Annotated in this window: 20 protein-coding genes; 11 read left to right on the plus strand and 9 right to left on the minus strand. The window is 54.3% G+C overall.

Annotated features, from left to right (window positions below; all coding sequences use genetic code 11):
- Positions 1-214: 214 nt before the first annotated feature.
- The 6 genes from ltnD to ACS18Q_RS21965 are packed head-to-tail and all read left to right on the plus strand — an operon-like array spanning position 215 to position 6303.
- Complete coding sequence (gene ltnD / locus ACS18Q_RS21940; RefSeq protein WP_441257886.1) at positions 215-1120, plus strand: L-threonate dehydrogenase; 906 nt, start codon at positions 215-217, stop codon at positions 1118-1120.
- 2 nt (positions 1121-1122) lie between these two features.
- Positions 1123-2379, plus strand: coding sequence for a 3-oxo-tetronate kinase (gene otnK / locus ACS18Q_RS21945; RefSeq protein ID WP_441257887.1), 1257 nt, complete (start codon positions 1123-1125; stop codon positions 2377-2379).
- Entirely contained in the window at positions 2376-3008 is a 633-nt protein-coding gene (gene otnC / locus ACS18Q_RS21950; RefSeq protein ID WP_286281417.1) for a 3-oxo-tetronate 4-phosphate decarboxylase, read from the plus strand. Before otnK ends, otnC begins: the two co-directional genes overlap by 4 nt.
- Complete coding sequence (otnI, locus tag ACS18Q_RS21955) at positions 3008-3784, plus strand: 2-oxo-tetronate isomerase (RefSeq protein ID WP_441257888.1); 777 nt, start codon at positions 3008-3010, stop codon at positions 3782-3784. Before otnC ends, otnI begins: the two co-directional genes overlap by 1 nt.
- 44 nt (positions 3785-3828) lie before the next feature.
- A complete protein-coding gene (gene denD / locus ACS18Q_RS21960) occupies positions 3829-4800 on the plus strand; it encodes a D-erythronate dehydrogenase (RefSeq protein ID WP_238809850.1) in 972 nt (323 codons plus the stop codon).
- Positions 4801-6303, plus strand: a complete 1503-nt coding sequence (locus tag ACS18Q_RS21965; protein WP_441257889.1) for a GntP family permease — start codon at positions 4801-4803, stop codon at positions 6301-6303.
- A gap of 91 nt (positions 6304-6394) precedes the next feature.
- Here the strand turns inward: ACS18Q_RS21965 and ACS18Q_RS21970 are convergent, their stop codons facing one another.
- Positions 6395-6865, minus strand: coding sequence for an Lrp/AsnC family transcriptional regulator (locus tag ACS18Q_RS21970; protein WP_441257890.1), 471 nt, complete (start codon positions 6863-6865; stop codon positions 6395-6397).
- A gap of 137 nt (positions 6866-7002) precedes the next feature.
- Between ACS18Q_RS21970 and ACS18Q_RS21975 the strand changes: the two genes are divergently transcribed.
- Both ACS18Q_RS21975 and ACS18Q_RS21980 read left to right on the plus strand, forming a co-directional pair.
- Complete coding sequence (locus ACS18Q_RS21975; RefSeq protein ID WP_441257891.1) at positions 7003-8244, plus strand: aminotransferase class V-fold PLP-dependent enzyme; 1242 nt, start codon at positions 7003-7005, stop codon at positions 8242-8244.
- A gap of 109 nt (positions 8245-8353) precedes the next feature.
- Positions 8354-8593, plus strand: coding sequence for an RNA recognition motif domain-containing protein (locus ACS18Q_RS21980; RefSeq protein WP_004727419.1), 240 nt, complete (start codon positions 8354-8356; stop codon positions 8591-8593).
- A 67-nt stretch (positions 8594-8660) separates the two neighbouring features.
- Here the strand turns inward: ACS18Q_RS21980 and ACS18Q_RS21985 are convergent, their stop codons facing one another.
- Positions 8661-9077, minus strand: a complete 417-nt coding sequence (locus tag ACS18Q_RS21985) for a MerR family transcriptional regulator (protein ID WP_014257846.1) — start codon at positions 9075-9077, stop codon at positions 8661-8663.
- Positions 9078-9256: 179 nt separating this feature from the next.
- Here ACS18Q_RS21985 and ACS18Q_RS21990 point away from each other — a divergent pair, with 179 nt between their 5' ends.
- Entirely contained in the window at positions 9257-10192 is a 936-nt protein-coding gene (locus ACS18Q_RS21990) for a GNAT family N-acetyltransferase (protein ID WP_441257892.1), read from the plus strand.
- On the opposite strand, the gene ACS18Q_RS21995 is transcribed toward ACS18Q_RS21990, so the two are convergent.
- The 4 genes from ACS18Q_RS21995 to ACS18Q_RS22010 form a co-directional block, all read right to left on the minus strand.
- Positions 10170-11522, minus strand: coding sequence for an APC family permease (locus tag ACS18Q_RS21995; protein ID WP_441257893.1), 1353 nt, complete (start codon positions 11520-11522; stop codon positions 10170-10172). The genes ACS18Q_RS21990 and ACS18Q_RS21995 overlap by 23 nt on opposite strands.
- Before the next feature lie 108 nt (positions 11523-11630).
- Positions 11631-12923 carry an NAD(P)/FAD-dependent oxidoreductase gene (locus ACS18Q_RS22000; RefSeq protein ID WP_238772036.1) on the minus strand — a complete coding sequence of 431 codons (1293 nt, stop codon included), beginning with the start codon at positions 12921-12923 and terminating at the stop codon, positions 11631-11633.
- Positions 12924-12977: 54 nt separating this feature from the next.
- Entirely contained in the window at positions 12978-13400 is a 423-nt protein-coding gene (locus ACS18Q_RS22005; RefSeq protein WP_055465435.1) for a RidA family protein, read from the minus strand.
- A 47-nt stretch (positions 13401-13447) separates the two neighbouring features.
- Positions 13448-14587, minus strand: coding sequence for a tyramine oxidase subunit B (locus ACS18Q_RS22010; RefSeq protein ID WP_055465434.1), 1140 nt, complete (start codon positions 14585-14587; stop codon positions 13448-13450).
- A gap of 227 nt (positions 14588-14814) precedes the next feature.
- On the opposite strand from ACS18Q_RS22010, the gene ACS18Q_RS22015 reads away from it, so the two are divergent.
- Entirely contained in the window at positions 14815-15648 is an 834-nt protein-coding gene (locus tag ACS18Q_RS22015) for an AraC family transcriptional regulator (RefSeq protein WP_143679749.1), read from the plus strand.
- A gap of 182 nt (positions 15649-15830) precedes the next feature.
- Here ACS18Q_RS22015 and ACS18Q_RS22020 read toward each other — a convergent pair whose 3' ends face one another.
- Together ACS18Q_RS22020 and ACS18Q_RS22025 are read right to left on the minus strand one after the other, a co-directional pair.
- Positions 15831-16562: a class I SAM-dependent methyltransferase gene (locus tag ACS18Q_RS22020; protein WP_154179467.1), complete on the minus strand. Its 732-nt coding sequence runs from the start codon at positions 16560-16562 to the stop codon at positions 15831-15833.
- 341 nt (positions 16563-16903) lie between these two features.
- Positions 16904-17872, minus strand: coding sequence for a LysR substrate-binding domain-containing protein (locus ACS18Q_RS22025; protein ID WP_441257894.1), 969 nt, complete (start codon positions 17870-17872; stop codon positions 16904-16906).
- Positions 17873-18153: 281 nt separating this feature from the next.
- Between ACS18Q_RS22025 and ACS18Q_RS22030 the strand changes: the two genes are divergently transcribed.
- Complete coding sequence (locus tag ACS18Q_RS22030; RefSeq protein ID WP_441257895.1) at positions 18154-19341, plus strand: MFS transporter; 1188 nt, start codon at positions 18154-18156, stop codon at positions 19339-19341.
- Between the two features lie 105 nt (positions 19342-19446).
- Here the strand turns inward: ACS18Q_RS22030 and ACS18Q_RS22035 are convergent, their stop codons facing one another.
- Positions 19447-20640 (minus strand): DEAD/DEAH box helicase, encoded by a 1194-nt coding sequence (locus ACS18Q_RS22035; protein WP_032081627.1) that lies wholly within the window; start codon positions 20638-20640, stop codon positions 19447-19449.
- Positions 20641-20786 lie beyond the last annotated feature (146 nt).

Here is a 20786-nt window from a genome sequence, read left to right on the forward strand (position 1 = left end):
TGTGTGAAGTTGTGTTAACTCTTGTGAAAATCAAGTCCCACTTGGCGATAAAGTGCGCATTTCAACCGTGAATCGAGGGCTAGTTTTCACATTGTTGTTAGTGAATGGTAAATTTTGTGAGTCACAACACAGGAAACTCGCCTGAAATTCACATATAATCACAACAAAGAACACAAATTAACATTTCAACACAGACGTAGAGCGAGAGAAGTGTATGGATAATCAACCAGTTAAGTCGGTTGCAGTAATCGGATTGGGGTCGATGGGCATGGGCGCCGCGAAATCTTGTGTGCGCGCCGGACTCGATGTGTACGGCGTGGACCTCAACCCGCAAGCACTGGAAACGCTAGGCAACTACGGCGCGAAAGCGGTCGCGAGCGATGCAAACCAATTTGCCAACCAACTCGACGCGGTCCTGCTGCTGGTGATCAACGCCAAGCAGGTGAAATCGGTACTGTTCGATTCAGGTCTGGCCGCGAACCTCAAGCCGGGCACCGCTGTGATGGTGTCGGCGACCATTTCCGCGCAAGACGCCAAAGCGATTGAAGCCGGCCTTAAGGCACATGACCTGCTCATGCTCGACGCGCCGGTGTCTGGCGGCGCAGTCAAAGCGGAAGCGGGCGAGATGACCATCATGGCGTCTGGCAGCGCGCAAGCTTTCGCAAAACTGGCACCGGTATTGGATGCCACCGCAGGCAAAGTTTACAACATCGGCACCGACATCGGCCTTGGCGCCACGGTGAAAATCATTCACCAGTTGCTCGCGGGCGTGCACATTGCCGCAGGCGCCGAAGCCATGGCACTGGCCGCGCGCGCCAACATTCCTCTCGATCTGATGTACGACGTGGTCACCAACGCAGCAGGCAACTCTTGGATGTTTGAGAACCGCATGAAACACGTGGTGGACGGCGACTACTCGCCAAAATCCATGGTCGACATCTTTGTTAAAGACCTCAATCTGGTCGCCGATACGGCGCAGGATCTGAAATTCCCGCTGCCCCTAGCAAGCACGGCGCTCAACATGTTTACCTCCGCCAGCAACGCCGGATTTGGTCAAGAGGACGACAGCGCCGTGATCAAGATTTTTGACGGCATCGAGCTGCCTGGCGGGGAGAAATAATCATGTTGCTAGGAGTCATTGCCGACGATTTTACTGGCGCAACCGACATTGCAGGCTTTTTGGTGGAAAACGGCATGCGCACGGTGCAGCTCAATGGCGTGCCAGCAAGCGACACGCAAGTGGACGCCGATGCGGTCGTCATCAGCCTCAAATCACGCTCATGCCCGGCCGACCAAGCCGTCAGCCAGTCATTGGCTGCGTTGCGCTGGTTACAGGCGCAGGGTTGCCAGCAGTTTTACTTCAAATACTGCTCCACGTTCGACAGTACCGAACAAGGCAACATTGGGCCAGTGACCGATGCCCTGCTGACCGAACTGAATGAACCCTTCACGATCGTCTGTCCGGCACTGCCGGTGAACGGGCGCACCGTGTTCAACGGCCACCTGTTTGTGCTGGGTGAACCGCTGAACGAATCCGGCATGCGTCATCACCCGGTGACACCGATGACCGATTCGAGCGTCGTGCGTTTGATGAATCGTCAGTCGCAAGGTGACTGTGGCCTAGTGAACTATCAGGTGATTGAGCAAGGCGCAGAGGCCGTGGTTGCCCGCTTTGCCGAGCTGCAACGTGAAGGTAAACGCTACGCAGTGGTCGATGCGATGAACAGCGCTCATCTGGTCACACTGGGTCAGGCCGCCAAATCGCTCAAACTCATGACCGGCGGTTCAGGTCTCGCCGCAGGTATCGCGCAAAACTGGGCCGACACACTGGCGGACCAAAGCGAAGCCAAATCAGCAGGCCTGCCGCAACGCGCGCGCAGTGTGGTGCTGTCCGGCTCCTGCTCGCTGATGACCAATCAACAAGTGGCCCGTTATCAAACGCTGGCACCGCATTTTGCCGTCGATGTTGAAGCGTGTTTACGTGATGCACAGTACGTGCAGCATGTATTTGACTGGGTGATCCAACAGCTGGATGGCGACTACGCACCGATGGTTTACGCCACCGCTGACGCCGAGCAACTCAAAGCCATTCAAGCGCAATACGGCGCGGCGGCATCAAGCGAAGCGGTGGAGCAGTTTTTCAGCCAGCTTGCGCACCAGTTGCAGGAGTTTGGCGTGCAGAACTTTATCGTCGCGGGCGGTGAAACATCCGGCACCGTGACCCAGAGCCTTGGCGTCACAGGTTTTCACATCGGACCGCAAATCGCCCCGGGCGTGCCTTGGGTCAAATCCATCGACGGTTCACTGTCGCTGGCGCTTAAGTCAGGCAACTTCGGCGATGAACGGTTCTTCGAAAAAGCGCAGGATTTTTATCTATGACAGAACAACAACTCAGAGCACAGATGGTCAACCTGGCACGTTCGATGTTCGAACGCGGTTACGCCACCGGCGGCGCAGGAAATCTGTCGCTCAAACTGCCGAACGGCCATTTTCTTGCCACCCCAACTGGCTCATCTTTCGGCCGCTTGGTCGCTGAGGAACTCTCAGTGGTGGATATCGACGGTAATCAGATCTCCGGCAAACGCGCGTCAAAAGAGATTGCGTTCCATCTGGCGATTTACCGCAACAACCCGAAATGCAACGCAATTGTGCACCTGCATTCGACGTATCTGACGGCGCTGTCGTGCCTCGACCACCTCGACGCAGAAAACGCCATTCGCCCGTTTACGCCGTACTACGTGATGCGTATCGGCCAGTTACCGGTCATTCCGTATCTGCGTCCGGGGGAACCGCGCATTGCTGAAGAGCTGGGTAAACGCGCCGCCGATTACCGCGCGTTCTTGCTGGCAAACCATGGCCCGGTGATTACCGGCACTGACATGGAAGATGCGGTCGATAACGCCGAAGAGCTGGAAGAGACCGCCAAACTGATGTTTTTACTGAACAATCACCCCATTCGCTACCTGACCGAAGCGGAAGTGGACGACCTGAAAGGGAGAGGAAAATAATGGCCAAATTTGCTGCAAATCTCACCATGCTGTTCACCGAAGTGCCATTTTTAGAGCGCTTTGAACAAGCGCACCGCGCCGGCTTTAAAGCAATCGAATTTCTGTTTCCGTATGCGTTCGAACCACATGTGCTGGCGGCAAAACTGACACAGTACGGTTTTGAACAGGCGCTGTTCAACATGCCTCCGGGCGACTGGGATGCCGGCGAAAAAGGCTTTGCTGCCCTGCCGGGACGCGAGCAAGCGTTCAAACAGAGCGTGGCCACCGCGCTGATGTATGCCCAAGCACTGAACTGCAAAAAAGTGCACGCGATGTCGGGCATCATCGATCCGGCCTACAGCATGCAACAACACATCGACACCTTTATCGCCAACATCCGCTATGCCGCGGATGCATTCGCCGAACATGGGATTGATGTGCTGATTGAACCACTCAACACCCGCGATGTACCGAACTACTTCGTCGCCCACCAGCGCCGCGCGGTGGAACTGATTCAGATGGTCGACCGTCCGAACGTGAAACTGCAACTGGACCTGTACCACGCGCAGATCATGGAGGGCGACTTAGATGTACTGATCCGCGATTTAGCGCCGTTTACCGGCCATATTCAAATCGCGTCTGTGCCGCATCGCCATGAACCCAGCGACGGCGAAATCAACTATCCGTACCTGTTCGATGTACTGGACGATTCCGGTTACGACGGCTGGATTGGGTGCGAATACAAACCAAAAACCACCACAGAGCAGGGCTTGGCCTGGGTCAAACCTTATCTGTAACGCTCAATAACAATAATAAAATAAAAGACGACAAGGACATGCGTATGAACATCGTAATTACCGGTGGCGCCGGATTTCTCGGCGCCATGCTGGCTCAAACCCTACTGCACCATCATGCCGACACCATTGAATCCCTGACCGTTGTGGATCGCGTCGCACCAAACAGCGCCGTGACGCAAGACTCACGCGTGAAAGCGATCGTGGCTGACATCACTGATCCACAACAAGTCGAGACGCTGATTGCCCCGACCACCACCCATGTGTTCCATCTGGCGGCGATCGTCTCCAGCCATGCCGAACAAGATTTCGACTTGGGGATCAAAGTCAACCTCACGGCCACGCAACTGTTATTGGAGCAGTGCCGCCGCGTCAATCCCGCCATTCGTTTCGTTTTTTCAAGTTCACTGGCGGTGTTTGGTGGACAATTGCCTGACGTCGTCACCCCCATGACGGCCACGCAGCCTAGCTCCTCCTACGGCACACAAAAAGCGATGGGCGAACTGCTGGTCAACGACTACGGCCGCAAACATCTGGTCGATGCGATCAGCGTGCGCCTGCCGACAATCTGCATTCGCCCTGGCGTGCCCAATCAAGCGGCGTCATCATTTGTCAGCGGCATCATTCGTGAACCCTTGAAAGGCCAACCCTCGAACTGCCCGGTCGATCTGGATTTGGGCTTGTGGATCTCAAGCCCCGAGACCGTGATTGAGAACATCATTCACGCCAGCCAGCTTGAGCGTAGCGCCATTCAGGGTTACCGAACTTTCAATCTGCCGGGCATCAAGGTCACGCCGCGCATCATGCTCGCAGCGATGGCCGCACATATCGATCCAGCACGCACCCAATTGGTGAGCGTGACGAAAGACCGCGCCATTGAAGCGATCGTCGCAAGCTGGCCACAAGCCATTGATAACACGCACGAACTCAGTCTAGGCTTTCGAGCCGATGCAGATTTCAATGCGGTATTGGCACGCTACATCAGCACACACCCAGTTGTTGAAATGGAGGGCGCGTAAATGTTATCGACCTCTGTTATCGGCCTCATCATTGCCGTCTTCGTGTTGATTTTTCTAGTACTTCGCACACGCGTGCACGTTCTTATCGCCATGCTGGCAGCGGCCTGCATCGCTGGCTTAATCGGCGGATTGAGCGTGAATGACACCATGGCGGCCATCAGTAAAGGCTTTGGCGGCACCTTGGGCGGCATCGGGATTGTGATTGGCCTTGGCGTGATGATGGGCGCGATTCTCGAAACATCCGGCGCCGGTGAATCCATTGCCTATCATTTCATTAAATGGCTTGGCAAACGCAAAGAAGAACTGGCATTGGCGATCACCGGATACATCGTCAGCATTCCGGTGTTTGTCGACAGCGCACTGATCATTTTGTACCCGATTGCCAAATCGTTGGCGAAGACTTCACAGCGCTCCATTTTAACCCTCACTGTCGCGTTGGCTGGTGGTTTGGTGGTGGCACACCACTGCATTCCGCCGACACCTGGCCCGCTCGGCGTCGCCAGCATCTTTGGGGTGGATATCGCTTCGATGTTGGGCTTCGGTTTGATCATCGCACTACCGTCGGTTTGTGGCATCGTGATGTATGCGCGCTGGCTAGAAAAGCATTTTCCGGAATACACTGCGCCGATGCAGTTGAACCACGCACCCGACGATCTGAAACAAGTGCATACCGACTACATGGCGTCGAAGTCGTCTAAAGCACTGCCATCGCTGACCAAATCCATCATGCCGATTGCGGTGCCGATCTTACTGATTTTGGCTAATTCGTTAACGCAACTGGCAGAAAAACAACTGGGATTAACTGGGCTGAGCGCGAGCTTCCTCGGTCAAGCCATTCAGTTCTTGGGTCACCCTGTCATCGCGCTGTCGATCAGCACGCTGCTGGCGGTCTACACCCTGACGCCATATTTGGACAAAGAGAAGACCACCGCAAAACTTGAAGAAGGCATTTCAACCTCCGGGATCATTCTGCTGGTGACTGGTGCGGGCGGTGCGCTTGGCAACGTGCTACGTGAATCCGGCGCAGGCGCGGAGATCGCTAACCAAATTGCGTCGCTGTCGATCTCACCGATCATGATTCCATTCATCATCGCAACGTTGGTGCGCGTCATTCAAGGCAGCGGCACGGTGTCTATGATTACCGCGGCCTCGATTTCCGCGCCCGTGTTGGCGGAAATTCAAGAAGTGAACATGCTGTTTGCTGCATCTGCAGCGACCATGGGTAGCCTGTTCGCCGGTTACTTCAACGACAGCCTGTTCCACATTGTGAACCGCTTGATGGGTGTCACCGAAGTGCGTAAACAATTGGTGATTTGGACCATTCCGACCACCATCGCATGGGCGATCGGCGGCACGCTGATCATGACACTCAACCTGATTTTTGGCACCGCAGGCTCGATTTATGATCCGTTGCTACCACTCGTCGTACTGGCCGGTTGCCTCTACTTTGTGAAGTCGCAAAGTCGCGCCGCCAACCACGTGGTCGCGCAAGCCAATCAATAACGTGCTCTCCCCCTTGTTCGCAAGGGGGTTTCTTTTTTCAGTACCTGAGCACGCTTCTTCATTCTCTCTGTCGTCTTCCGCTCTATTGCGCTCACTGCACCGACGGCAGCGCTGGCGTGTTCTTAAAGCAATCGAGCAGCATGTACGAGTGCATACCCGAAATACAGCGCGTCTGAAAGGTCTCGTTAATCAGTTGATTGAATGCCGCCATGCTGGCGCAACGCACTTTGAGCGCAAAATCGTGCTCGCCAGTGATCGAATAACATTCGTGGATGATCGGCGTTTGCTCAATCAGCGCCAGCAGCTTCTGGCGCGCATCCGGCTCCGATTTGCTGTATTGCACCATCACCAGCGCGTTGACATCGAACCCCGCTTTGGCTGGGTTGAGCACCACCGAATAACGTTCAATAATTCCCGACTGCTCCAGCCGTTTCAGGCGCCGAAAACATTGTGATGAGGAGAGATTCACGGCGTCAGCCAGTTCTAAACGGGGAATGCGGCTGTCTTGGAGCAGCATTTCGAGAATGCGCACATCGAGGCGGTCTAGAGCAATGGAATGCACGATATTGTCCTTAATATCACTGTTTATGCTTGGTTTATCGCATTAACCTGCCCTTTTCAAGTGCAGATTGCCAAGAAGAACGCATGACATTGTTCGTATGATAGACATCATCATGTTCGCCAAGGAATGGAGCCACCATGCGCACACTCGACCTCGATTTTATTCGCCAACAATTTCCTGCGTTTGAACAACCTTCCCTTCAAGCTCAGGCTTTTTTTGAAAATGCTGGCGGCTCGTACCTGTGCCGCCAGGTGTTGGATCGCTTCGATACCTACTTTCATCAACTGAAAGTACAGCCCTATTACCCCAATGCGGTGTCGGGCAAAGCGGGTCAATGGATGGATGAAAGTTATCAGGCGCTTGCGCCTTGGCTGGGCGTTTCCGCCAACGAGATTTATTTTGGCCCATCGACTTCACAAAACACTTATGTGCTGGCCAATGCCGTGATGGGGTGGCTGCAACCGGGCGATGAAATCATCGTCACCAATCAGGATCACGAAGCCAACAGCGGTGCGTGGCGACGCTTAGCCGAGCGCGGCATTGTGGTGCGCGAATGGGCCGTCAACCGAGCCACAGGCATGCTGGAGTTAGATGCTCTGACGCCGCTGTTGAACGCCAACACCAAACTGCTGACCTTTCCGCACTGCTCAAACCTATTAGGTTACGTGAATCCGGTGGCCGAGATTTGCGCGCTGGCGCATCAGCACGGCGTGCGCACGGTGGTTGACGGTGTCTCGTTCGCCGGTCATGGCCTGCCAGATGTCCCCGCACTGGGCACCGATATCTATCTGTTTTCGTTGTATAAAGTTTACGGCCCGCATTTGGGCGTGATGGTGATTCAACCCGAGATGGCGGAAAAGCTCAGCAATCAAGGCCACTTTTTTAACGCCAGTGTGCGCGAAAAAGTGCTTTATCCAGCCGGTCCAGATCACGCGCAAGTGGCCGCCACAAAAGGGGTGGGCGATTATTTTTCGGCGCTGTATCAGCATCATTTCCCCAATGCCGATCACGCCAGTGACGCCGACAAAGCGCAGGCGGTGCGCACGCTGCTGCATGATGCCGAACTGGCCCTGCTAGCGCCGTTGATGACCTATTTGCGAGCGCATCCTGCCATTCGCATCGTCGGCCCGGACACGCTGGACAACCGCGCGCCCACGGTATCGATCACGGTCAACGGGCATGTGCCACTGGAACTGGCAGAAACACTCGGCAAGGCGGGCATTTTGTGCGGCGCGGGACACTTTTACTCCTATCGCTTGCTGCAAGGCATGGACATCGACCCGGCATTGGGCGTGCTGCGTTTTTCGATGGTGCACAACACCAGCCCAGACGAGGTGCAGCATCTCATCGACACATTAGATGCAGTGCTGGGCGCATAAACGACGCATGCTGATTCACTGAACAATTGACCAAGCGAGCGAAACAATCGCTTGGTCATCGCCAGATTTACTGCGACAATAGCGGCGTTTCTTTAGATTAAGGTTCATTATGAAACTTTTAGTTCGCAACCTCGCTCGTTCAACCACTGAACAGGACATCCGCAAGCTGTTTTCTGATTTCGGCACCGTCAAAGAGTGCACGCTGGTTCTTGACCAGGAAACTGGCCAGTCCAAAGGTTTTGCCTTTGTTGAAATGCCAGACGACGCAGAAGCCAAAACAGCCCTCAATGCGCTGAACATGACAAGCGTTGCAAAAAGCAAAATCCGCGTGAAAGCGGCGCAGCAGTAATTTCGCATTCTGCCGAGAGAGAAGCCAACCATTCGGGTTGGCTTTTTTGTACCGCAACGAAACGCGCTTAAGCGTTCTCCTCCCCCTGTTTCAAACGCGACAGCACACGCTGCGCATTGGTCGCGCAATCCACGTCATCCGGTCGCGATTCAATATCTTCGACAATCCGCAGCAGATGCGCTTTGGTTTCAGCCAGTTTGGCCTGCAGTTGCTCAATATCGGCTATTTTGCTGCGCAGCCGTGCTACCAGCACCTCCCCCTGCCACTGGGTGAGATCCGACGGCAACAGCGCGCCGATTTCCTCCAGACTGAACCCCGCCTGTTGACCGAGCATGATCAGCTCCAGCGCCAGCACTGCCTCTTCGGGATAGCTGCGATACCCATTGGCACGACGCTGGACCATTTTTAACAATCCAGCACTTTCATAAAATCGAATGGCCGACGGCGCCAAGCCCGTGCGTTTAGCCAGCTCTCCAATCTTCATGGTCTTCATCCTGTGGTGACGATGAGTCATTATAAAGTTTAAGTGAACTTGAAGGTCAATGCTGCTGAAAGCCAACATAGTCGGTTTACTCGAGTAAATTGTTGACACTATCAACAAAATTTCGCTACGCTGCCCAAAATCATCTCGTTGATACAATCAACATAAAAAGGGCACGGCCTATGGCATCAGTGGAACAGATTCGCAGCGAACTGCGTTATCTAGTGCGTGAATTGGGATTATTGGACAAAAACTGCTGGAATTCGGGGCTATCGCTCAGTCAGGCACACCTGCTGACCTACCTCAGCAACAACGGCGCAACGCCGTTTTCCGAACTGTGTATTCAGCTCAACGCCGACAAAGCGTCGCTCAGTCGCACCATCAACAAACTGGTCGAAAATGGCGATGTGCAGCCGATTCCGCACCCACACGACAAACGCCAGAAATACTACCAACTCACACCAGCGGGCAGCGAAACCCTGCAGCGCGCCAATCACGCCGCCAATCACGCATTGGGCGATGTGATAGATTCGCTGGCTGAAGATGCACAAGCGGCGGTGCTCCATGGCCTGCGCACACTGCGCCTGAGCGCCTTTCACCACAACACCCGCCATCAGCAAGCCCGCGTACAAGTGGAGGCGTTGAATCCGGTTTATCGTGCCGAAGTCGAGCAGCTAGTGATGGATGTGTTTGCGCAGGAGCAGAAAATTCCGCCAGCATTGATTCCATTTGCAAAGGACAGCGATGTGAAATGGTGGGTCGCTCGCTCGGGCGAGTACATTTTGGGCGCCGTCGCCGCCTGGCGCGAAGGGGACGCTTGGCACTGGGGCCGCTTTGCCGTGAACCATCAGTTTCGCGGTTTGGGGATTGGGAAATCGCTGGCATTAGCCTCGCTGACGGAGCTGCTCGCAACGGCGCCGGAAATCTTGATTGAAGCGCGCGATACCACCGTCAACATCGTGCGCCAACTCGGCGGTGAGGTGCTGGGTGACGCATTTGATTTCTACGGCATGCCCGTCACGCCGATGCGTCTCACCGCCACGCGTTTTCGTGCCACGCCCCCGAACAGTGGTGAGCGCGATCAAAGGTGCGCGATTAACCGTCCAGATCTGGCGTAAATAGGCCACGTTTCATGTAGAACTTGACCCACAGCGCGCCAATCAGGCTAATCAGCAATAAAATGCCCCCAGCGATACTGTACACCATGTGCGTCATCTCGGGAGAAGGTGAGTTATTTAGCGCCACATAGCCCATGGCCACAATGCCGACGATTTGTGGAATGGGGAAAAACGGCGTGCGATAAGGGCGCGGCTGATTTGGCAGCCGCTTACGCAGCACCAACACATCCACATGCGCCACCATATAAGCCAGCAACCAACTGGTGGTGGCAGCAATCACCAACACAATCAGTGAATCAATGCCCACCAGCAGAAACGGAATCGCGGTACACACGGCCATCATCACAATCCCCACCCAAGGCGCATCGAAACGGTTTGTGGCTTTCAACTGCGGAAAAGCCTGCTTTTGCATCGCCATGCCATGTAACATGCGCGGCACCGAGGCCAAAATGGTGTTCATGGTACTGCACGTTGCCGCCAACGCCATCACGGTGGCAATCGCAAGGCCACTTTGACCAAACACCGCACTCACATAATTTAAGTAAGGGATCGGCGAGCCCACCAACGTATCGACATTGAGATACAAGCTCGCGCCATACGCAAACGCGAGAAAAATCGCAAAAATCATCACCAGCGATAGGTGCATTGCCCGTGGAATATTTTGGCGAGGTGATTTGACGTCGTTGATCATCGGGCAAATAAACTCTACCCCCACCATCATCCACATAGCCAGCGCAATCAAACCAATAAAACTGCCATCGAGGACGCCGCCAAAGCTCCAATCGACCGGAGTGCCCGTGAGCACGGGATGTGGTTCACTGATGCCTGAAATCGCGCACACGCCTACCAAAATAAGGGCTGACACCAGCACGAATGCCAACACATTCTGCACTTTGGCGAACACATCGGCGCCAACCAGATTGGTGAGGCATAGCAGCGCCAAAATCACCAACGGAACCGATTTGTCAGGAAACACGCCCGGCAGCAATTCACCGAGCATGGCATCGACCAAAAACATTTCGACCGGCAATGCCAGAACCGCCACCACCACATACCCGGCAAACACCGAGACAATGGCGGGAAAGTGGCCGATCGCTTTTTGCGTGTACGTGGCTAAGGTGCCTTCTTGCGGGAACATCAATGACAATTCGGCAAAGCTCATCGCGTTGAACTGCGCTAGCATAAAAGCGACCAGCATCGCCGCCACAAACGCCATCCCACCAAGACCAATGCCTTGGGTGGCGGAGATCATCGCCCCTTGAACAATCACCAACCCGATGCAAATCGCCATCATGGTGGGTAAACCCATTTTTCTTTGGGGTGATGGCATCGCTGATCCTTCAGCGCGATCGAGACCCACAGTGTGTAATGTATCGCTCATCATCTTCATCCTTTTTTTTGCCTATTCCAAATCGGTGCACAGGTTCAACCCATGCGATCAGAGCCGCGAAAACCGGTACGGTTTGGGGTCGATAATTGGAAAGTGGTCGCTGACCAAATCCGCCGCCAGGTGCCCTGCCGCTGGCCCGGTACCAAATCCATGTCCGGAAAATCCAGTCGCGATAGTCAGCCCCGGCAGCGCCGCAATGCGGTCAATCACCGGATTGGAATCCGGCGTGACATCAATCAAGCCTGCCCACGCTTCATCTACTTCGGCCTTTGCAAACGCTGGCCATGCCTGACCTAAATTGGTCATCGCTTCGTGGTTGAGCGCTTCGTTGTGCGGCGGGTTAAGTGTGCGAATCTGTTCAAACGGAGAACGGTGACCCAAGCGCCAGCGGCGCGCTAAACGCAGGTCTTGCACAAAGTAACGGCCGAATTTAATGCGCAAAAAGCCGCGTTGTGTTTTTAACTGATTCAGATACCGGTGACCGATGAGCAAGTGATCCAAACTCAGCGGCGCATCCAAAGCTCCTCGCTGGGTAATCACAAATCCGCCGTCGTGATGTTTGCGAAAAGAGAAGTTAGGCGCGCCCACCGCAATATCCGTCGGCCCTGCCATCGGCTTGGTGCGCATCACCGAACAAATCAGTGGCAATGTGGGCAGCGACACCCCAACGTTCGCCAGAAAACGTCTTGACCACGCCCCCCCCGCCAACAGCACCTGCTCGCACTGAATCTCACCCCGTTCCGTCACCACACCGCTCACTTTGCCTGCCGCAGTCGAAAGGGTGCGCACTGCGCACTGCTGCACGATCACAGCCCCTTTTCGCACCGCCGCTTGCGCCATGGCGCTGGTGGCGATCGCAGGTTCGGCGCGGCCATCCGATGGCGTAAAGATCCCACCGCGCCACTGGCCTCGGCCGCCCTGCACCATCGTGTCAATCTCTTGGGGGCTCAACAGCCGCGAATCGAGATTGAGCCCTTGGACGGATGCAAGCCAGTGTTCATGCGCGGCCATCTGCTCGTCATTCTGCGCCAAAAACATAATGCCGGCTTGGCGATAACCCACATCACGCCCGAGGCGTTCAGACATGCTCGCCCACAACCGATCAGCTGCTAACGCCAGCGGCACGTCATCGTGATGACGGCTGGTTTTGCGAATCCATCCCAAATTCCGCGACGATTGCTCACCCGCAACATGACCTTTTTCGATCAACACCACCGAGATGTTACGTTCCGCCAACGTTAACGCGGCGCTGACGCCCACAATACCGCCGCCGATGATGACCACCTGAGCCTGTTTAGGTAACTGATTTGGTGTATCAAAACGCTCCAATGTCTTTGTCATATTCCCTATCCTTTGCGCCAAAGCAGCGTTCACCGCTTGTGGCATCACATCGCTTTACAGCGTCAGCACTTTTTCTTCGACCTCGGCACGCGAAGCGCCGCGATACGCCGTGACTTCCAGTTCAACCTCGTAAATCGTCGACCCCAACGGCGGACACGTGACGGTGGTCGCTGGGTTGATGCCACGAAATTTATCGCCGATGAACGCCATCACGGCTGAAACGTGTTGCGGGTTTTGAATAAAGACTTTGGACGCCACCACATCGGCCAAGGTGGCATCGACCGATTGCAACGCACGTTCGATATTGCGAAATACCTGTTCGGTCTGCTCAAACACATTCGAAGGCATTTCTCCGGTGTGAGGATGACGTCCTGCGGTGTTGGACACGAAAATCCAGTTGTCGACAGCCACAACGCGTGAATAGCTGGCGATGTCTTCGAGCTTTGAACCGGTTTTTACTTTGATAATCTGGGTCATGATGAGTCCTGTGTGGTCAGAGGCTAAAAACAGAAGGTCGTTGCGACTCAGCGCAGCTCGGGGGTTTCCCACAGATTGAGCTTGACCCCAATCCCTTGAGCCAACGCGTTGCGATACACTTTGGTGCCCCACGCAACATCCTCCACCGGCATCCCGCCGACCGACAAAATGATGATTTCCTCATCATGACGACGCCCCACAGTATCGCCACTGACGATAGCCCCAAGATCGTCCAATTCATCAAGTGACAACGCGCCTTCGTCCACCATGTCCATAAAACGCACTCCCACCAGTGGAATGATGTTGTGCGCTGGCTTCGGAACTTCTTCAAACCACGCTTGATATAACCCAGTATTGTCGAGCACTTTACGCACGTCCGATTGCTCCATGCCCGCATCCAAACGACAGCTGGCGGGCATCGCCAAAAAGGCGCCCGGTTTGACCCATTCACGCTTCACTTCTGGATAGGTCTCGGGATCACCCGTTTCGCCAGAGTTACAATACGTCACGATGTCCGCACCTCGAACCACGTCTTCAACATGCGCCACCACTTCAACAGTGGTGATTTGCGGAAAAGTTCCGGCCACCCAAGAGAGAAAACTATCGAGGCTGTCTTTGCCCCGGCCTTTGACTTTGAGCGTATCGATGCTTGGGCAGGCGGCCATAAAGGCGGCGACAGCGGTTTTGCCCATCACACCCGGCCCCAACAAACCAATGACTTTTGCATCTTTGCGCGCGAGATGACGAGCACCGACGCCAGGAATGGCGCCTGTTCGATACGCCGATAACAAGTTAGCTGACATGTAAGCCAGCGGCGCACCGGTATCAATGTCGTTCAGAATGAACATCAGAATCGAACGCGGCAGCCCTTTTTCACGGTTGGCGATGTTGGAGCCGTACCATTTGACGCCACAGGTTTGAAAATCGCCGCCCAGATAAGCGGGCATCGCCATCAAGCGGCGGTCAGCGGTCGGTTTCGGCATGGTGGAAAATGGCGACTCATCGGGAAATGTCACCATCGCACCATGGGAATCACTGTTCGGGCCAGCCATGCGATAGTCGCCACGATGGAGCAACGTGAACATCTCCTCCATGGTGTCGACACACTTGGGCATGTCGGTCACACCCGCCTTGATCATGTCCTGCTCTGACAGGTAGATAAAATCGATTTGTGTACTCTCTGACATACGTTTACCTCTCTCCGTGGTTTTTGTTGTGCTTTCCTTACCCGCTGCACAACGGGGTTCTCTCGCGGTTGGCACGCGTCGATGAGCAGCGGTTATTCGAAATACTAGAGCGCGTTTTTTGAGCCGTATTGGATTTTTGCGACACGCTTTGCCAAGCCTTCCTCCCCCACGCGATGGCATCGCCCTTGCTTAGGCACCTGTATTGGCAGCAACAAAAGGAGTGTGTGATGTCAGATTTCTCGTTTCTGGATAACGTGGCAGGGATTCATTCAAAGCAGCCGTGGTTTGTGCTCGGCGCAGCACAATTTTTCACCCACCTGACTCGCGAAAACCCGGTGGTTTCGCACTTTTACCGCTTTGATGCCGGTCATGCGGCCACACCCACAATTGCGATTCCGGATGGCTGCATCGACTTGTTGTTTGATTGTGATGAAAGCGCGCCAAGCGCATGGGTGTGTGGCACCACGTTAGCCGCACGTTCGGTGCAATTTAATCCACATCATCACTATTTTGGTGTCCGTTTTGTGCCCGGCGCTTTTCCCGATTTTTTGCAGGTTTCAGCACAGGAGTTGATCGATCAACAGCACCCGTTGTTAGAAGTGGTTCACGGGGCTGATACCTTGTTTGAACACGTCGTCACAGCCCGAACATTCGCCGATCAAATCACCGCCGTGAACCGTTTTCTGCGTGATAAAAGTGCTCGTCGTCCCGCACCGCTGACCACACAAATCGTCGCAAAAATCTGCCAACACAAGGGCAATATTCAGATTCAGGATCTCGAACGTTATTCAGGCTTTAGCGCGCGTACCTTGCAGCGCCAGTTTCGCAGCGACCTCGGACTCACCCCCAAAGGGTTTAGCCGCGCCATTCGTTGCCAGTCCGCCATTTATGATATTCATCATCGAGAGAACATCATTTTTTCCGATCTGGCCTGCGATTTAGGCTTTAGCGATCAATCCCATTTTTTGCGTGAATTTAAGAAACTGGTCAGCACGACCCCGCTGGATTATCAAAGCCGTGTGAAACACCAAACGTACCACCAGCGCTTGCACTGCTATTGAACCACAATGGTTCATTGCCAATAAACGTTGCACTATGGACGTGCAAATCCGCCCAGCCGTATGGCGATCGACCCCTCGTTTCACCGGTCATGAATTAGAGGTTGCGCACATTTTTTAATCTTCCTTTATAACCGAACTCATGAACGGTAAAAGGCACACCGCTTGGCGGTGTGCCTTTTTAGTTACGCTTTGCGCGCCGACACCAGCACCAGCATCGGACGTTCGGCCTCTTCCGCCAGTGCAGGCATTGCGGCAATTTGCTCGGCGCTTGGTCCCCACTCATCGATGTGTTCGAGCACAAAGCCTGCTGCGATCAGGGCATTGAGAATCGAACCCAGTGTGCGGTGGTATTTGATGACGCCCTCAGCCAGCCAGTTTGACACGCGCTGGCCTTCATCCTGATAGCGATTCACAGCCCACGAACGTTGGCCATCGGCATCGGTGAGCCAGCCTTGGCGCGGCGCGCAGGTGAAAATCGGGTGCTCCATGGAAAACACCAACTGACCGCCGGGTTTCAGCGCCTGAAATACGGTGGCGAAGATGGGGTTGAGATCAGGCAGATAGTGCAGCGCGAGCGAGCTGTAAACGAGATCGAACTGCGCATCACCCAACGCGAGGTGTTCCAGATCGCCACGCTGATAAGTAATGCGCGCATCCGAAGTCATAGCGTGCGCTTTATCCAGCATCTTTTGCGACAAGTCGATTCCCAGCACTTTGGCTGCGCCTTTGTCGGTCGCCGCGCGGCAAAACCAGCCGTAGCCACACCCCAAATCCACCACGCTTTTTCCGGTGAGATCCGGCAGCATCGCTTCAATTGATGCCCATTCTGGCGCGCCGTCGAGTCCAAACTGCGAGCGCGGTAACTGCGCATAACCATCAAAAAACGCAGCGTTATCATAAATATTCTGAGACATGGTCTTCATTCCTCAATCTATAAAAATCAGTGACCTCAAATGCGAGGCATAAAAAAAGCGAACCGGGCTGGCTGGCCCCGTTCGCTCGTGCTGCCGACAAACGGCAGAAACAACAAGGGCCACGGTGAAACCTCATCCGTAGCCCTTGTTTCGCTCGCTATCGATATGACGTGATCTCTCCGTAAAGAGATCAGTCAAAACCATAGCGATGAATTTGTCGAAATGTTTATTTCGTTGGCTCTGTCCAATGTTTCATCGCAAACAATTGTCAGAGCTGACTCGGGTCACTCGCTGATCCGAGGCGTAAAGCGGTTGCATGGTCGTTTTCTTCAACTTGCTGTTTATAAATCGACGCTAATTTTATGCCGTTCGGGCATAGAGTCAAGTGCGGTGACTTGGTCAAGGTGCGCGACACGTGCTGATGGCATGGCATCGCCCGCAATTTCTTGCTTCAACCACTGAATAAAACAGCGCACTTTGGGTCGCTGTAAATTTTTTTCCGGTAAACAAATAAAATAGGCGGCTTGAGGCTGAGATTGCTGCACATCAATTCGCACCAGCGTGCCGTTTTGAATATATCGCTGCGCCAAACGGTGCTTAATTAAGCCGACCCCTTGCATCGCCAAAGCGCTTTCCACCACAAACTGAGAACCATCAAATAAGAGCGTCGGCTGCTTCACCGGTTGGTGATGCTCATTCAGCCACGTTTCCCACCGCATGTCGGTATGAATATCTTCAATCAGCGCAGCTTTCTGCAAATCCGCCAGCGTTTCAATGCCGAATTCCTGCTGATAATGAGGATGACAGACGGGATAAATCGCATCATCCATCAACCATTCACTATGCATACCGGCATACTGCCCTGAACCGAATCTCACGCACACATCCACGCGGGTGTCTTCGGGCGAAGTGAGGCGATTGGTGGGCTCGACCAGTATGCTGATGTCGGGAAACTGAGCGCGAAACGCCTGCAATCGAGGGATCAACCAGTGATGAGCGAACGAGCTGGGTGCAGAGATGGAGAGCTGGTTGGGGCGCTCATCCGCAGTCAATGCATCCACGCCCGCCTGCAAATGGTGAAAGCCGAGTTTGACCTCTTGATAGAGGCTTTCTCCGCTGGGCGTCAGGCCGATGGTGCGATGATTGCGCGTAAACAGCGACGTGTCGAGCGTGGCTTCCAGTTGGCGGATTTGCTGGCTCACCGCCGCAGGGGAAACACATAAATCCTGAGCCGCCAATTTGAAACTGCCCAGTTCGGCAGATTTATAGAAATAAAGCAATCCTTGCAGGGGCAGGTGTCGACGTTTCAATTAACTCAGCCTTAATCAGAGGTAAGGAATGATCGTTTGCCAGATTAACACCGATTCATAAAGATATGAAACCAAGATAAGCCGCGCAGCTGATTGTCACGGGGGAACGACAAATTCACCTCTCCATCATGAGTCATCTCATCATAAGGATTCGTTTTGTATCGCAAACCATTTAGAAATCACGTTGCCCCCATCTTAGGGACTATTTTCAATCGCGTTGATTGCTATTTTCCTATCGCATCAAACAGGAATCGCTCTTTAACGCCATCGGAGGCAAAACAATGAAAACCCTTAGCACTCGCTTGCTGTTGCTCTCATGCTCACTGGTGTTGATGGCGCAAATGTCCACCACGTTGTACTTGCCCGCGCTGCCTTGGGTAGCAAACGAGCTCAACATCAGCCGCTACGGCGCTGAACTCTCGATTTCATTATTTGTGTTCGGCGCGGCGCTTCCTGTCATTTACTGGGGCCATGCCGCCGAAAAATACGGCCGCAAGCCCGCGCTCTCGTTGGCGTTGCTGCTGTTTATGGGTGCTTGCTTGAGTCTCTACATGGCTCAATCGCTGACCCAGTTATTGCTGGCACGCGTGATACAAGGCGCAGCCGCTGGCGGAGCCGCAATCATTGCTCGAATCATGATTCGGGATTACTGGAGCGGTGACGTGTTGGCGCAAAAACTCTCGTTATTGTCGATGGCCTTTATCGCCGCCTTGGGCCTGGGGCAGTTTGTGGGGGCGATGCTCACGCGCTACAGTGACTGGCGCGTCGGCTTTCTGCTGCTGGCGTTGATTGCCCTGCTGGCGCTACTGACCACCTCTCGTTTCCCACTCAAAGGGCCAGCGCAACCCCAGCACACACCTGGCGCCAGCACCCACTACCTGACCATTCTTCAAGACAAGGGATTTCTCGTACCTTGTGTTCAAGGCGGCTTGGGCTTTGCTACGATCGTCACGTTGCAGCAAGCCAGCCCGTTTGTCTTTACCGAAACGCTGCACCTTTCGAGCCAATGGTTTGGTGTATTTGGTTTGGCGATAGGCTTGGTTTACCTGCTGGGGTCACTGCACGTGAAGCGCCACGTGACTCAAATCGGCAGCCAGCCAATGCTGCGGCGCGGCGCCTATTGCATAGCGATGGGTGCCCTGTTGATGTTGGGCCTGTGGCTGCTGAGCGATACGCTGCCACCCCACATCCTGACGGGCGGTTATCTCGCGCTGTACTTGGTGATCATTTGGGGTCAAGCGGTGATTTTTCCCAACAGCATGTCGCTGGCCGCAAGCCATGCTGCGCACAGTGGCGCACGCAGCATTGCCCTGTGCGGTTTCTTGCAACAATCGATGGCGGGCGTAGCAGCCATGTTGGCCGGGGGCGCCAATCAGAGCCACAGTTGGGTGTTTGGGGTGGCCATCATGAGCGTGATGATCGTCGGGCTGACCTGGAGCAAGCCGAAGGTGCACGCTTGTCAGTCATAACATCGTGAAGTAAAGAAGAAAGAAGAAGCCGTTCGCGCGATCGTCAATAGTCAATCGCGCCAAGCGTCCAGCATTGCACCGATAGCGGCGCAATGCTGGCGGAGATTAGTCTTGCGGTGTCCGTTTGCTTTTCGGAACGTAGTTCAGAATCGAGATTGGCACTGGTTTTTTCGGTTCAAATCCTTCCACCACACGACGCTCAATCAAATGACCCAGACGGCTTTCAATCATGCACAGGTTTTTGAAGTTGTCTTTGGAGACAAACGAAATCGCCTCGCCTTTGGCGTTGGCACGACCCGTACGACCAATACGGTGCACGTACTCATCCGCCGGGAATGGTAAATCGTAGTTCACCACGCGTGAGAGTTCGTGAATGTCGATACCACGTGCGCCCACGCCAGTCGCGATCATGTACTTGATTTTGCCCGCTTTGAAATCTTCCAGCAGTTGCACGCGCACCGCCTGACTGCGACCACTGTGGAACGCTTCCGCTGTAATGCCACGTTTTTCCAACTGGCTCGCCAGTTTTGCCGCGCCGTGTTTGGTTTCGATGAAAATCAGCGCCTGATCCCAGTTGTTTTCGGTGATCAGATGGCTCAGCAACGCAGATTTCTTGTCTTTATCGACCGTGATCAGCCACTGCTCGATGTTCGATTTTGATGCCTGATTCGCTGCGATACTGATTTCAAACGGGTCGTTCACCGCGGTTTTCGCCAGATCGCGCACCTTGTGCGACAACGTGGCAGAGAACAGCAGGTACTGCGCATCTCGTGGCAGGCGATCGATGATTTTGTTGATCGAGTCGATAAAGCCCATGTCGAGCATGCGGTCGGCTTCATCCAACACCACCATTTCCACTTCTTCGAAATAGACGGCGCGCTGACCGTACATGTCCAGCAAACGCCCCGGCGTCGCCACCAACACGTCCACTCCCTCAATCAGACGCTGTTTCTGAGCCTGCTCTTCCACGCCACCATACATCGCCAGCGTCGTCAGTCCGGTGTGTTGACCGTACTGCGCCACTTTGTCTGCCACCTGAATCGCCAGCTCGCGAGTCGGCACCAAAATCAGGGCACGAATGCGTTTTTTACGCTGCGTTTCACGTCCTTGCAGTTTGTGCAGAATAGGCAGCACGAAACTGGCGGTTTTACCCGTCCCGGTTTGCGCCGCAGCGATCAAATCCTGACCCTGCAAAATCACCGGGATGGCTTTGGTTTGAATGGTGGTTGGCTTTTGATAACCGAGTTCTGCCACTGCTTGTGTCAGGGCTTCACTCAGTCCAAGTTTGGAAAATGACATGAACAGACTCTGAATTGATAACCGTTAAAGTAGAGCATGCTCTACCACAGCGCGGAATTCTAGCATGATTGCACCGCGAGACAATGAATAACGACCCCATGAATCACGCACCAATGATAGCAGCAGAATGCGTTCTTAGGCACAGA

The organism is Vibrio sp. Vf1514, assembly GCF_052076135.1.
In the GTDB taxonomy this organism is placed as follows: Bacteria; Pseudomonadota; Gammaproteobacteria; order Enterobacterales; family Vibrionaceae; genus Vibrio; species Vibrio furnissii.